The sequence below is a fragment of the Rhodococcus sp. PSBB066 genome, assembly GCF_017068255.1.
In the GTDB taxonomy this organism is placed as follows: domain Bacteria; phylum Actinomycetota; class Actinomycetes; order Mycobacteriales; family Mycobacteriaceae; genus Rhodococcus; species Rhodococcus aetherivorans.
In genome coordinates, this window is the sequence record NZ_CP070859.1 from 3,911,063 (window position 1) to 3,924,204 (window position 13,142).

Here is a 13,142-nt window from a genome sequence, read left to right on the forward strand (position 1 = left end):
TGCATCGGTGCTGCAATGATTCCATCGCGGTGCTGCGCCGGCCGGCGGGCGCCGGGGTGGTCGGGGCGGGGTTCACGTCCGGGGTCCCGGTCCCGGGTCGGCGATCCGGTGGGTGGTGTCGCGCACGGTGCCGACGAATTGTTCGACGAGGTCCTCGAGCGCGACGATGCCGATGACCCTGCCGTGCTCGTCGACGACTCCGCCGAGGTGGGAACTGGTGCGCCGCAGCAGCGACAGGGCGTCGTCGAGGGGGGCGTCGACCGGCACCGGCGGCAACGGCCGGATCTCCGCGGTCGCGATGATCGTGTCCGGTCCCGCGGACTCGTCGCGGACGAGGTCGAGCACGTCCTTCAGGTGCAGATAGCCGGCCAGTTCCCCGGCCGGGGTCTCCGCCGGGTACCGGGAGTAGCCGGTCTCGATGACGGCCCGCTCGACGGCCCCGAGGGTGGTGCCGGCCGGGCCGAGCGGAACGGTGCGGACCCCGGACAGGGGGATCGTCACGTCGGCGACGGTTCGTCCGCTCGTCGCGAGTGCCTTGGTCAGGCGCCGGTGTTCCTCCTCGTCCAGCAGCCCCTCGGAGCGGGACTCACCGATCATCTCGGACAGTTCGATCTCGGTGACGGTGACGTCGAGTTCGTCCTTCGGTTCCACCCGCAGCAACCGCAGGCTGACGTTGGCGCACAGGTTGTAGAAGGCGATCAGCGGCCGGGCCACCTTCATGAACAGCAGGTGTGCCGGCACGAGCAGCATCGCCGACCGCTCCGGTCCGGCGATGGCGATGTTCTTCGGGACCATCTCGCCGAGCAGGATGTGCAGCACCACCACGATCGCGAGGGCGAGCGCGAAGCCGATCGGGTGCAGCAGGGAGTCCGGGACGCCGAGCGCATGCATGGGTTGTTCGATCAGGTGGGCGATCGCCGGTTCGCCGACGCGGCCGAGCAGGATCGAGCAGATGGTGATGCCGAGCTGGGACCCGGCGAGCATCAGCGACAGGTGCTCGCCCGCGTCGATGACGGTCCGTGCCCTCTTCTTGCCCTGCCCGACGAGGGTTTCGAGCCGGTCGCGGCGGGCGGTGATGAGGGCGAACTCGGCGCCGACGAAGAAGGCGTTGCCGGCGAGCAGCAGGACGGTGAGCAGCACCGCGAGCCAGTCGTTCATCGCCGGTCCCCCCTCTCGTCGTCCGGTGCGTGGTCGTCCTCGCCGGCGGGCTCGTCGACGGGGACGAGCAGGACCCGGTCGATGCGGTGCCCGTCCATCTCGAGGACGTGGGCACGCCACCGGTGATGGGCGTCGCCGGGCCGGTGCGGCAGCAGCACCTCGTCGCCGGATGCGGGGATCTCCCCGAGCTCGGTGAGGATCAGGCCGCCGAGGGTCTCGTACTCGCCGTCCGGGGCGAGGTATCCCGTCAGGTGGGCCACCTCGTCGATGCGGAGCAGCCCGGAGCAGGACCAGCCCTGCTCGACGCGCTGCGCCTCGGGCTCGGGTTCGTCGTGCTCGTCGCGGACGTCGCCGACGATCTCCTCGATCAGGTCCTCCATGGTGACGATGCCGGCGGTACCGCCGTACTCGTCGACGACGAGCGCGACCTGCATGCCGTCGGAGCGGACCCGTTCCATGACCGCGTCACCGTCGAGGGTGGACGGCACGACGGGCACCTGCCGGGCGAGGGTGCGCAGCTGGGTGTGGGCGCGGCGCCGGGCGGGCACGGTGAACGCGTGCTTGACGTGCACGACGCCGACGGTGGCGTCGAGATCGCCGTCGACGACGGGGAAGCGGGAGTAGCCGGTGCGTGACGAGGCGTCGATGAGGTCGAGGACGGTGTCGTGGACGTCGAGTGACTCGATGGTCACGCGGGGGGTCATGAGGTCCTCGGCGGTGCGTTCCCCGAAGCGCAGCGAGCGCCCGACCAGCAGCGCCGTGTTCTCGTCGAGGGCGCCGCGTTCCGCCGAGGCCCGGACCAGGGAACCGAGTTCCTCCGGGGAGCGCGCCGAGCGCAGTTCCTCGGCCGGTTCGATGCCCAATCGCCGCACGATCCGGTTGGCGGCGCCGTTGAGCCCGACGATGGCCCACTTGAAGACCAGCGAGAAGCCGGCCTGCAGGCCCGCGGTGGCGCGGGCGGTGGCCAGGGGCCGCGCGATGGCGAGGTTCTTCGGCACGAGCTCACCGAAGATCATCGAGAACGACGTGGCGATGATCAGCGCCAGGGCCAGGGAGATGCCGGAGGCCACGCCGGCGCCGAGCCCGGCCGCGCGCAGCAGCGGGTCGAGAAACCGGGCGAGGACCGGTTCGGCGAGGTAGCCGGTGATCAGGGTGGTGATGGTGATGCCGAGCTGGGCGCCGGAGAGCTGGAAGGACAGGGTGCGGTGGGCGTGCTGCACCTGTCGCGCGCGCAGGTCGCCGTCGCGGGCGTGGGCGTCGACGGTGCTGCGTTCGAGGGCGGTCAGGGAGAATTCGGCCGCCACGAACACGGCGGTGCCCGCGGTGAGGGCGATGAAGCCGACCAGGCTGAGAATGGACAGGAAGACGGACATCAGCACCGTCCCGGTGCCGACCGGGAGCTCCGCTCCGGTGCCGACCGGGAGCTCCGCTCCGGTGCCGAATGGAAGCTGCGCTCCGGTGTCGAGTAGGTCCCGCCGGGTTTGTCACCCGGCTCGCTAGGGGAGCCCTCCGAACCGGCGGAGTCGGACTCCGCGTCGGCCGCGGTGGCCAGGGGTCCTGTCGAAGTGGTGGTGGGTGCCGCGGGCACCGGGTTCCTCTCGTCGGGCCCGATCATCGAAAAGGGGCGGGCGTTTCACGGTGAGGCCTCATTCTACGGGCCGTGTCCGGCTCCGCAGCGGCGGCGCGGTCACCAACCGGTGGGCAGGGGCCGTCCCTCGGCGAAGCCGGCCGCCGACTGGACCCCGAGCACGGCCCGCTCGTGCAGGTCCTCGAGGGTGCGGGCGCCGGCGTAGGTGCAGGTGCTGCGCACCCCGGAGCAGATGTGGTCGATCAGGTCCTCCACGCCCGGCCGTTGCGGGTCGATGCGGATCCGGGAGGTGGAGATGCCCTCCTCGAACAGGGCCTTGCGGGCGCGGTCGAAGGCGGAGTCGTCGACGGTGCGGGCGGCCACCGCGCGCTTGGAGGCCATGCCGAAGCTCTCCTTGTAGGGGTGTCCGGTCTCGTCGTAGCGCAGCTCGCCGGGGGATTCGTAGGTGCCGGCGAACCAGGACCCGATCATGACGTTGGCGGCGCCGGCGGCGACGGCGAGCGCGACGTCGCGGGGGTGACGCACACCGCCGTCGGCCCACACGTGCGCGCCGAGGTCGCGGGCGGTGTGGGCGCATTCGGCGACGGCGGAGAACTGGGGGCGCCCGACGCCGGTCATCATGCGGGTGGTGCACATGGCGCCGGGGCCGACGCCGACCTTGACGATGTCCGCGCCGGCGTCGAGCAGTTCGCGGGTGCCGGCGGCGGAGACGACGTTGCCGGCGACGAGCGGGACGGGCAGATCGAGCGCCTTGATCCGCTTCAGGGCGTCGAGCATCTTCTCCTGGTGCCCGTGCGCGGTGTCGAGGACGAGCAGGTCGACGCCGGCGTCGACCAGTCCGGCGGCCTTGGCGGCGACGTCGCCGTTGACGCCGACGGCGGCACCGATGCGCAGGGCGCCGTCGGCGTCGACGGCCGGGCTGTAGATGCCGGCGCGGACGGCGCCGGTGCGGGTCAGGACCCCGGCGAGGGTGCCGTCGTCGTGGGTGAGGACAACCAACGGGTCGTGCTTGGCCTCGAGCAGCGCGAACGCCTCCCGCGGGGACGAGCCGACGGGGGCGGTGGCGAAGTCGCGGATGGCGACCGACCGCAGCCGCGCGAACCGGTCCACCTCGCGGCAGGACGCCTCGGTGACGACGCCGACGGGGCGGCGGTTCTCGTCGACCACCACGACGGCGCGGTGGGCGCGTTTGGGCAGCAGGGCGAGGGCGTCGGAGACGGAGTCCTCGGGGCCGAGGGTGACGGGGGTGTCGGCGACGAGGTGGCGGCTCTTGACGAACGCGACGGTCTCGGCGGCGGTGCCGGCCGGCAGGTCCTGGGGGAGCACGACGAGCCCGCCGCGGCGGGCGACGGTCTCGGCCATGCGGCGGCCGGACACGGCGGTCATGTTGGCGACCACGATGGGGATGGTGGTGCCGGAGCCGTCGACCGTGGACAGGTCCACGTCGAACCGGGATGCGACGGCGGATCGGTCCGGGACGAGGAACACGTCGTCGTACGTCAGGTCGTACGGGGGCTGGTGACCGTCGAGGAAGCGCACCCGGCGAATGTTACGCGCCGGCGCCGGCGGGTGCGGTGAGCCGGGCCTGGCTGCGTGAGAGCGCCACCGTGGCGATCAGCATCACGCCGACCGAGGCGACGACGAGGGCGAGTCCCGGGCCGTCCACCCGGAGCCGTTCGTCGAGGACGGTCATGCCGAGGAAGACGGCGGCGAGGGGCTCGCCGATGGTGACGGCCGGCAGGGATGCGGCGAGCGGGCCGGCTTGGAAGGCGCGTTGCTGCAGGTAGACGCCGAGGAGGCCGGCGGTGACCAGGGCCCAGGTCTGCCAGGCGCCGACCACGGGCCGCAGGCCGTGCTCGAACAGGTCGGTGACGTACTTGGTGAACGCCACCGCCACCCCGTAGAGCAGGCCGCTGGCCGCGCCGAGGGCCAGCGCCCGGGTGCCGCGGTCGCGGCCGAACAGCCCGATCGCGGTGGCGGCGAGCACGACGGCGCACACCACGCCGAGCGGGAGCACCCACTCGTGCCCGGGGGCGTCGATCTCCCCGGCGGTGGGGTCGCCGACGACGAGGAACACGACGAGAGCCGCGCACAGTGCCGCCGCGGTCAGCCAGGTGGGACGGGTGATGCGAGACCCGGAGAACGCCGCGGACAGGGGGAGGGCGAACAGCAGCGACGACACCAGCAGCGGCTGGACCACCAGGACCGGCCCGAGGGCGAGCGCGGCGACCTGCAGCAGGTAGCCGCCGCCGTCACCGAGTACCCCGGCCCACCAGCGGGGGCTGCGGATCAGGGCGGCGACGAGGGACTCGCCGGCGGGGACGGCTTCGGCGGAGCGCTGCTGGGCGACGCTGGCCGCCGCGAACAGGATCGCGGCGGCCAGCGCGCACACGACGGACGCCGTGACGGTGCCGCTCATGGGCACAAACTATGCCCTACGTCGGCGTCGGTGCGGGCGCGGTCAGGCGCGGATCTCGCTGCGGTCGCCGCTCCAGAGGGTGTGGAACTTGCCGTCGGCGTCGATGCGCTCGTAGGTGTGGGCGCCGAAGAAGTCGCGCTGGCCCTGGGTGAGGGCCGCGGGCAGACGTTCGGCGCGCAGCCCGTCGTAGTACGACAGCGACGAGGCGAACGCGGGGACGGGGATGCCGAGCATGGTGGCGGTGGCCACGACGCGGCGCCAGCTGTCGATGCCGGCTTCGATGGCCTCGCGGAAGTAGGGGGCGAGGATCAGGCTGGGCAGCTGCGGGTCGGCGTCGTAGGCCTCCTTGATGCGGTTGAGGAACTGGGCGCGGATGATGCAGCCGCCGCGCCAGATGGTGGCCAGGGCGGCGCGGTCGACGTTCCAGCCGTATTCGGCGCTGCCGGCGGCGATCTGGTCGAAGCCCTGGGCGTAGGCGACGATCTTCGACGCGTACAGGGCGCGGCGGATGTCCTCGGTGAACTGTGTGGCGTCGGCGGGCTTGTCGCCGAGGGCGCCGGAGGCCAGGCCGCGGGCCGCCGCGCGCTGGGTGCGGGAGCCGGACAGGGCGCGGGCGAAGACGGCCTCGGCGATGCCGGTGACCGGGACGCCGAGGTCGAGGGCGGACTTGACGGTCCAGCGGCCGGTGCCCTTCTGCTCGGCGGCGTCGACGATGACGTCGACGAGGGGCTTGCCGGTGGTGGCGTCGGTCTGGCGCAGGACGTCGGCGGTGATCTCGATCAGGTAGGACTCGAGGGTGCCGGTGTTCCACTCGGAGAACACGTCGGCGATCGTCGTGGCGTCGTAGCCGAGGGCGTCGCGCAGCAGGTTGTAGGCCTCGCCGATGAGCTGCATGTCGGCGTACTCGATGCCGTTGTGCACCATCTTCACGAAATGGCCGGAGCCGTCGGGGCCGATGTGGGTGCAGCACGGGGTGCCGTCGACGTGGGCGGAGATGGACTCGAGAAGGGGGCCGAGGGCCTCGTAGGACTCCGTGGGGCCACCGGGCATGATCGACGGCCCGTTGAGGGCGCCTTCCTCGCCGCCGGAGATGCCGGCGCCGACGAAGTGCAGGCCGCGTTCGCGCAGTGCGGCTTCGCGGCGGATGGTGTCGGTGTAGAGGGCGTTGCCGCCGTCGATGATGATGTCGCCGGGTTCCATCGCGTTCGCGAGTTCCTCGATGACCGCGTCGGTGGCCTCGCCGGCCTTGACCATGATGAGCACCCGGCGCGGCTTCTGCAGGGCGGCGACGAACTCTTCGATGGTTTCGGTGCGCACGAAGTCGCCGTCGTCGCCGTGGGCTTCGAGCAGGGCGTCGGTCTTGGCGACACTGCGGTTGTGCAGCGCGACGGTGTGGCCGTGGCGGGCGAAGTTACGGGCGATGTTCGATCCCATGACGGCCAGGCCGGTCACGCCGATCTGGGCGCGGGGATTCTCGGTGCGTTCGACGGTCATGGGTACAGCTTCCCCCGAACCCGGACGGGATCGAAATCGGGGGCGTGCTACGGGTGGGGCCGGCGCCGGTTCACCAGGCGCGCAGCAGGCGGCCGAGTTCGGTCAGCCACGGCACGGCGACCGCGATGGTGGGCACGACGAGGATCGCGACGGCGGCGGCGTACGCGATGACGGCGGTGCGCAGGTCCGGTCCGGGTTCGGCGAGGCGTTTGACCCGCAGCAGCGTGGAGGGGCCACCGACGGCGAGGGCGCCCTGGGGGGTGCGGGCGCCGGCGCAGGCCACCAGGGCCCGGGCCAGCGGGGTGGGTCCGGTGACGCGCACGGCGGAGTCGTCGGCGAGCATCTCGACGAGCAGCTGCACCGAGCCGAGCGCCGACTTGGACCGCACCCAGCGGGGGAACGCCTCGTAGACGGCGGTGAACGCCTCGAGCACGAGGTCGTGCCGGGCCCGCAGGTGCGAGTGCTCGTGGCCGAGGACGGCGCGGATCTCGTCGTCGCCGAGGTGGTCGAGGGTGCCTTCGCTGAGCACGACCCGGTGCCGCAGGCCCGGCAGGCAGTAGGCGACGGGTTCGGCGGTGTCGAGGACGCGCACGTAGGACAGCTGGCGTACCGACGCGCCGCTGTCGCGCCGGTCGAGCAGGTCGACGAGCATGCGGTGCCGGGCCCGGCGGCGGCGGGTTCGGACGCCGACCCGCAGAATCGAATACATCAACCGTGCACCGATCAGCAGGGTGAGGGCGAAGACCACCACGTAGGTCAGCCACAGGGGCAGGCCCAGCGCGTCGATCTCCTGCAGCGGGGCGGTGGTGGGGCGGCCGTCCTCGCCGGGGACGAGCAGCAGCGACGCGATGGCCAGGCCGGAACTGAACGCGGACAGCACGGCCGCGAGGGCCACCGCCTGCCACAGCACCAGGGCGGCGCGGGGGTTGCGGTACGGCCAGGTGGCACGACTGAGCAGGGCCGGTACCGGTCCTGCCAGCAGCAGCGCAAGGATGCCGAAGACCAGCGCAGTGGTCGCGTTCATGGCACCGAGTGTGCCAGTCAGCTCGCCCGACCGGTACCCGGGTCGGCGACGGCGGGACGGGCGTGCCCTTCCTCCTCGGCCTCGAGGGCGGCGAGGGCCTCGCGCAGCGCGGCGGCCTCGTCGGGATTGACACGCCCGATGAAGTGGACGAGGGCGGCGACCCGGCCGGCGGACTCGTCGGCCTGATCCAGGGCGTCGACCATGAGGCTGGCGACGAGTTCTTCGCGGCCGTGCACCGGCACGTAGCGGTGGGCGCGGTCGTCGCGCTGCTGGATGACGAGGTTCTTCTTCGCGAGGCGCTGGAGAACGGTCATGACGGTGGTGTACGCGAGGGAGCGCCGGGCGGCGAGGGCCTCGTGGACCTGCCGGACGGTCTGGGGTTCGGTGGAGGACCACAGGTGGTCCATCACTGCGCGTTCGAGTTCTCCGAGTGCTGCCATGACACGAGTTTACCGGGTCTCCGACGTACGTGTCGTACTACCCGAAGTAGTACGTGTTCTCGTGGCCGCCGGGCCGCCCGCGGTGCCGACGACGTGGCGGGTGCCGATCGGCACGATCAGCGGCCGGTCCGAGACCGGATCGTCGATCACCGCGGCGTCGAGCGCGAAGACCTCCCGCAGCAACTCCTCGGTGATCACCTCCGCCGGCGCCCCCGACCGCACGATCCGCCCGTCCTTCATCACCACGAGATGGTCGCTGTAGCGGATCGCGAGATTCAGATCGTGCAACACCATCACCACGGTGCGCCCCAGCTCCGAGTGCAGGCGGTCGACGAGGTCGAGCACCTCCACCGAATGCGCCAGATCCAGATAGGTGGTCGGCTCGTCGAGCAGCAGGATGTCGGTGCCCTGCGCCAGCGCCATCGAGATCCACGCCCGCTGCCGCTGCCCGCCCGAGAGCTGATCGACCGGGCGGTCGGCCAGATCCGCGATGCCGGTGCGTTCCAGCGCGACGGCGACCTCGCCCTCGTCGTCGGCGGACCACTGGCGCAGCCACGACTGGTGCGGATGCCGTCCGCGTGCGACGAGGTCGGCGACGGTCAGGCCCTCCGGCGCGACGGGGGCCTGCGGCAGCATCCCCAGCACCCGCGCGACGTCGCGGGTGCGCATCGAGGAGATCGCGTGCCCGTCGAGGAGCACGGTGCCGCGACGCGGGCGCAGCAGCCGGCCCAGGGCCCGCAGCAGGGTGGACTTGCCGCAACCGTTGGGACCGATCACCGTGGTGATCACGCCGGTGGGCACGGTGAGATCCAGGTCGTCGACGACGAGCCGGTCGCCGTAGCCCAGGGCCAGGTGCTCGGCGACGAGCCGCGGCGACGCGGCCGCCGCCGGTTGGGCTGCGGGCGCGCCGATGTCGCGGGAGATGCCGGTCATACGGAGACCTTTCGGTTGGAGCGCACGAGCAGGTACAGCAGGAACGGGCCGCCGAGCGCGGAGGTGACCAGCCCGACGGGCAGGGCCACCGGCAGCACCGTCCGGGCGAGGATGTCGGCCGCGACGACGAGCGCCGCCCCGGTCAGGGCCGAGGCGATCAGCGGCGGGCCGGGGGAGCGGACCAGCCGCAACGCGACCTGAGGGGCGGCCAATGCGACGAACCCGATGGGGCCGGCCGCCGCGGTGGCGATCCCGGCCAGCGCGCACGCGGAGAGCAGCAGCACCGCCCGCTGGGTCTGCAGCCGCACCCCGAGCGAGCGGGCGGTGTCGTCCCCGAGCCGCAGCGCGCCCATCGTGAACGCGCCGGTGACGAGCCAGCCGCCGAGCACGGCGAGCGCGAGCGCCGTGGGCACCACCTGGGACCACCCGGCACCGTTGAGCGACCCGGTGAGCCACACCTGGGCCTGCGAGACGTCGTTGATGTCGGCCGAGACGAGCATCCAGTTGGTCAGCGCGACGAACAGGGCGTTGGCGCCGATGCCGATCAGCACCAGCCGGAAGCCCTCGACGCCGCCGCGCCAGGCCAGCACGTACACCGCCGCCGCGGTGAGCAGGCCCCCCAGCAGCGCCGCGAGCGGCAGGCCGAGCGCGCCGAGCGCCCCGCCGAGCACTCCGGACCCGGTGGCGACGATCAGGGCGACGGCGGCCGCGCTCGCCCCGGCCGTGATGCCCAGAATGTCGGGGCTGGCCAGGGGATTGCGCGAGACCGTCTGGGTCAGCGCCCCGGAGACGGCCAGGGCCGCCCCGACGAGCACCGCCGCCAGGCCACGGGGCAGCCGCAACTCGAGCACGATGAACCGGTCGAGCTGTTCCCCGCCGCCGGCCAGGACGGCGAGCACCTGCGGCACCGACAACGGATAGTCGCCCCGGCCGAGGCCCACGCACAGCAGCAGGAACGTCGCCACCACCAGCGCCAGGCACACGACCACCATGCGCGGGCGCCACACGAGCGAGACCGGGCCGAGCCGCAGGGCCGGACGGGACGGGACCGTCGGCCGGTCCGGTGCGGGGTGCGTCGTCGCGGGCGCGGTCACAGCGCCACCAGCCGGCGCCGGCGGACCAGGGCGATGAAGAACGGCGCCCCCATCAGCGCGAGCACGATGCCGACCTGCAGTTCGCCGGGCCGCACGACGATCCGGCCGATCACGTCGGCGAGGACGAGCAGCGCGCCGCCGAGCAGGCCCGAATAGGGGACCAGCCAGCGATAGTCGGGTCCGGTGACGGCCCGCGCCACGTGCGGGACCACGAGCCCGATGAACGCGATCGGCCCGCACGCCGCCGTGGCCGCGCCGGTGAGCAGGGTGATGGCGACGATGCCGACGGTGCGGGCCGCGACGACGTTCGTGCCGAGGGAGCGGGCCACGTCCTCGCCGAGTCCGAGGACGTTGAGGCCGGGCGTGTTGGCCACCGCGATGACGAGCCCGGCCGCGAGGAACGGCAGCACCTGCCACAGCACCTCGAGGTCGCGTCCGGCGACGGAGCCGACGATCCAGAACCGGTATCCGTCGAGGGTGGTCTGGTCGAGCAGCACCACCGCATGCGTCATGGCCTGCAGGAAGAAGGCGACGGCGGCGCCGGCCAGGGCCAGGCTCAGCGGCCCGGCGCGGCCACCGCCGAGGGAGGACAGCCCGAAGACCACGACGCTGGCGGCGAGGGACCCGGCGAAGGCGAACCACAGGTACTGGGCGGGGGTGGACATGCCCAGCAGGTAGATCGAGAGCACCACCAGGAACGCGGCGCCCGCGTTGAGGCCGAGCAGTCCCGCGTCGGCCAGCGGATTGCGGGTGTGGCCCTGGATGAGGGCGCCGGCGACGCCGAGTGCGATGCCGACCACGAGTCCGAGGACCGTGCGCGGGATCCGCAGGGTGTGCACGATGACGTCGGTGTCGGAGCCGTCGTCGACGGTCAGCGCGTGGACGACCTCGGCGATGGTCATCGGTCGCGCGCCGACGGCGATCCCGGCGAGCAGCACCACCCCCAGGACGCCGCCGATGGCGAGCAGGCCGAGGAGCCGGCGACGGCGGAGCGCCGCGAGGCTCGTGTCGGCGGCGCGGGGGGTGAAGCCCGCGGCGGCGGCGACGCGGTCGGTGACGACCTCGGTGCCGCGCCGCAGCAGGCTGCGCCGCGTGCCGGCCGGGCCGCCGTCCGCGGCGTCGCGCGTGATCAGGCCGGTCCACTGCTTGCCGAGGCTGCACCCGGTGCTGCCCTCGCGGTGCCCGCGGTTCCACCATTGCAGGCCGACGGTGGCGGCCAGTGCGGTGCCCCCGAAGACGACCCGGTCGGTCTGCCCGCCGCCGTTGGCGTCGGCGAGTGCCTGCACGAGCAGCAGGCCGATGCCGGCGGGAACGGCGAGCAGGGCCAGGTCGAGGGCCTCGGCGACGAGGCGTCGGGCCAGGGAGGGAGGTACAGCGGCGGAGGCCGGTGTGTCCGGGGGGCGGAGGGTGGTCACAGGGGCGGGCTCCTCGGGGGACGCGAACTCGGCCGAACGGAGGTTAGGTTACCGAACCCTATCTTCCGGGTTGCATCCGCCGGCCCGTAATGTAATGGTTAGGCTTACCTAACCACAGCAGCTCGCCGATCAGGAGGTGTGGATGACAACCCTGCTGCCACCCCGATCCACCGCAGCGCAGGTCCGCGCGTTCGTGGACACGGACGCCCGCCTGCGCCTGCTGACGCCGCACGCCCCGCGCGTCTACGCCGTCGCCCGCATCGACGACGAGCCGCGCCGCCGCTGGTGGCGGCTCGCCGACGCCGAGCGGGACCGGCGGATCGCGCTGCTCCACGCCCGCGCGCTCGAGGACGTCGCCGACCCGCGGATCGCCGCCGACCAGGTGGCCGGCGCCCTCGTCCATGTCGTCGCGGGCCGGGTGCTCGCCCCCTACCTGCTCGAGGCACGCTGCTGGGACCCCGGACTCGACAACCTGTGGATCCACCAGGACAGCGACGGAGGCATCGACTGGGCCGCGGTCGCCGACGACACCCTGCGCGTGTTGCCCGACGACCCCGCGGCCGCCGACGACACGGTCGTCGTGCTGCCGTGCGAGGAGGCGCTCGCGCGGTGGACCGCCCACCGGGCCGGCACCGCGCTGCATGCCGCGCACGCCTCGCTGGCACTGTGCGCCCCCACCGACGCGCTGCGGTTCTGGTCCCTCCTGGGCCGCGCCGTCGTGGCGGGTGCGGCCCAGATTCCCCTGCTGGCCGGCACCTCCCGCTCCGTCGCGGCGCGTCGCGGCCAGCTTCTGCTGGATGCGTTCCTGACGCTGGGCCTGCCGGTCCGAGGGCTTGCCAAATTAGGCAAGCCTTACCTATAGTCGAGAGTGTTGCGACCGCCGGACCGCGCCGGAGTCCTGAGGGCTGCAGAGACTCCCGGTCCTTCCCGCGGCGGGCCTCGCGTCCACGACGCGAGGCCCGCCGGCTCGTCCCGGCACTGCGTGCCACCGGCGATGTCCTAGCATCCCTTCCAGACCCGGCGACCGCCGCCGGGCCCGCGCCAGGGAGCTGGCACGACCCGGACGGAGTGACACATGACCGATCTGCCCACGCAGGAGCACCTGACCGACCCCGCGGCCGTCACCGAACAGCACAACAACGGCTTCGGCTCCGTCCTCGGCCTCGAGTTCACCGAACTCGGCCCGGACCGGGTCCGCGCGCACTGGACCGTCACCCCGACCCAGCACCAGCCGTTCGGCATCGTCCACGGCGGCGTCTACTGCGCGGTCGTCGAGTCCGTCGCCAGCTTTGCCGGCAGCATCTGGCTCGGCGACCGCGGCAAGGTGGTGGGGGTCAACAACAACACCGACTTCATCCGCGCCACCCGCGAGGGTGTGCTCACCGCCACCGCCACCCCCATCCAGCGCGGGCGCAGCCAGCAGCTGTGGCAGGTCGCCATCACCGACGAACAGGACCGCACCGTCGCCCACGGGCAGGTGCGCCTCGCCAACATCCTCGATCCCGACGCCCTGGGGGGCTGACCACAGCGGTGGGGGCCACCGGAACCAGCCTCAGCCCGCGGCGCGGCGGCGGCCG

Annotated in this window: 12 protein-coding genes; 2 read left to right on the plus strand and 10 right to left on the minus strand. The window is 72.9% G+C overall.

The features are described 5' to 3' along the window. Positions 1-72: 72 nt before the first annotated feature. The 10 genes from JYA75_RS17760 to JYA75_RS17805 all read right to left on the minus strand — a co-directional run bounded on the left by JYA75_RS17760 (position 73) and on the right by JYA75_RS17805 (position 11,565). Entirely contained in the window at positions 73-1,158 is a 1,086-nt protein-coding gene (locus tag JYA75_RS17760; RefSeq protein WP_029543826.1) for a hemolysin family protein, read from the minus strand. After that, positions 1,155-2,531 (minus strand): hemolysin family protein, encoded by a 1,377-nt coding sequence (locus tag JYA75_RS17765; protein WP_029543823.1) that lies wholly within the window; start codon positions 2,529-2,531, stop codon positions 1,155-1,157. Before JYA75_RS17765 ends, JYA75_RS17760 begins: the two co-directional genes overlap by 4 nt. 314 nt (positions 2,532-2,845) lie before the next feature. After that, a complete protein-coding gene (locus JYA75_RS17770; RefSeq protein ID WP_006936796.1) occupies positions 2,846-4,285 on the minus strand; it encodes a GuaB1 family IMP dehydrogenase-related protein in 1,440 nt (479 codons plus the stop codon). Positions 4,286-4,295: 10 nt separating this feature from the next. After that, positions 4,296-5,165: a DMT family transporter gene (locus JYA75_RS17775; RefSeq protein WP_029543820.1), complete on the minus strand. Its 870-nt coding sequence runs from the start codon at positions 5,163-5,165 to the stop codon at positions 4,296-4,298. 42 nt (positions 5,166-5,207) lie between these two features. Next, positions 5,208-6,659 (minus strand): NADP-dependent phosphogluconate dehydrogenase, encoded by a 1,452-nt coding sequence (gndA, locus tag JYA75_RS17780; protein ID WP_029543818.1) that lies wholly within the window; start codon positions 6,657-6,659, stop codon positions 5,208-5,210. Between the two features lie 70 nt (positions 6,660-6,729). Next, positions 6,730-7,683: a M56 family metallopeptidase gene (locus tag JYA75_RS17785; protein WP_006936800.1), complete on the minus strand. Its 954-nt coding sequence runs from the start codon at positions 7,681-7,683 to the stop codon at positions 6,730-6,732. A gap of 17 nt (positions 7,684-7,700) precedes the next feature. Beyond that, complete coding sequence (locus JYA75_RS17790) at positions 7,701-8,123, minus strand: BlaI/MecI/CopY family transcriptional regulator (protein ID WP_006936801.1); 423 nt, start codon at positions 8,121-8,123, stop codon at positions 7,701-7,703. Positions 8,124-8,132: 9 nt separating this feature from the next. Then, positions 8,133-9,056 carry an ABC transporter ATP-binding protein gene (locus JYA75_RS17795; protein ID WP_006936802.1) on the minus strand — a complete coding sequence of 308 codons (924 nt, stop codon included), beginning with the start codon at positions 9,054-9,056 and terminating at the stop codon, positions 8,133-8,135. After that, positions 9,053-10,048, minus strand: coding sequence for an iron chelate uptake ABC transporter family permease subunit (locus tag JYA75_RS17800; RefSeq protein WP_231386020.1), 996 nt, complete (start codon positions 10,046-10,048; stop codon positions 9,053-9,055). Before JYA75_RS17800 ends, JYA75_RS17795 begins: the two co-directional genes overlap by 4 nt. 98 nt (positions 10,049-10,146) lie before the next feature. After that, positions 10,147-11,565 carry an iron ABC transporter permease gene (locus tag JYA75_RS17805; RefSeq protein WP_029543814.1) on the minus strand — a complete coding sequence of 473 codons (1,419 nt, stop codon included), beginning with the start codon at positions 11,563-11,565 and terminating at the stop codon, positions 10,147-10,149. Between the two features lie 142 nt (positions 11,566-11,707). Between JYA75_RS17805 and JYA75_RS17810 the strand changes: the two genes are divergently transcribed. Beyond that, the gene (locus tag JYA75_RS17810; RefSeq protein ID WP_050035280.1) at positions 11,708-12,427 is read left to right on the plus strand and encodes a hypothetical protein; all 720 of its coding nucleotides are present in this window, start codon (positions 11,708-11,710) and stop codon (positions 12,425-12,427) included. 213 nt (positions 12,428-12,640) lie between these two features. Further along, positions 12,641-13,087 (plus strand): PaaI family thioesterase, encoded by a 447-nt coding sequence (locus tag JYA75_RS17815; protein WP_006936807.1) that lies wholly within the window; start codon positions 12,641-12,643, stop codon positions 13,085-13,087. Positions 13,088-13,142: the final 55 nt, after the last annotated feature.

What these genes read in the sequence shown, in the direction of transcription:
- gndA (WP_029543818.1), bottom strand. Translation starts at nt 6,659, where the DNA reads ATGACCGTCGAACGCACCGAGAATCCCCGCGCCCAGATCGGCGTGACC.
- JYA75_RS17815 (WP_006936807.1), top strand. Translation starts at nt 12,641, where the DNA reads ATGACCGATCTGCCCACGCAGGAGCACCTGACCGACCCCGCGGCCGTC.
- JYA75_RS17795 (WP_006936802.1), bottom strand. Translation starts at nt 9,056, where the DNA reads ATGACCGGCATCTCCCGCGACATCGGCGCGCCCGCAGCCCAACCGGCG.
- JYA75_RS17790 (WP_006936801.1), bottom strand. Translation starts at nt 8,123, where the DNA reads ATGGCAGCACTCGGAGAACTCGAACGCGCAGTGATGGACCACCTGTGG.
- JYA75_RS17785 (WP_006936800.1), bottom strand. Translation starts at nt 7,683, where the DNA reads ATGAACGCGACCACTGCGCTGGTCTTCGGCATCCTTGCGCTGCTGCTG.
- JYA75_RS17810 (WP_050035280.1), top strand. Translation starts at nt 11,708, where the DNA reads ATGACAACCCTGCTGCCACCCCGATCCACCGCAGCGCAGGTCCGCGCG.
- JYA75_RS17765 (WP_029543823.1), bottom strand. Translation starts at nt 2,531, where the DNA reads ATGTCCGTCTTCCTGTCCATTCTCAGCCTGGTCGGCTTCATCGCCCTC.
- JYA75_RS17800 (WP_231386020.1), bottom strand. Translation starts at nt 10,048, where the DNA reads ATGGTGGTCGTGTGCCTGGCGCTGGTGGTGGCGACGTTCCTGCTGCTG.
- JYA75_RS17775 (WP_029543820.1), bottom strand. Translation starts at nt 5,165, where the DNA reads ATGAGCGGCACCGTCACGGCGTCCGTCGTGTGCGCGCTGGCCGCCGCG.
- JYA75_RS17760 (WP_029543826.1), bottom strand. Translation starts at nt 1,158, where the DNA reads ATGAACGACTGGCTCGCGGTGCTGCTCACCGTCCTGCTGCTCGCCGGC.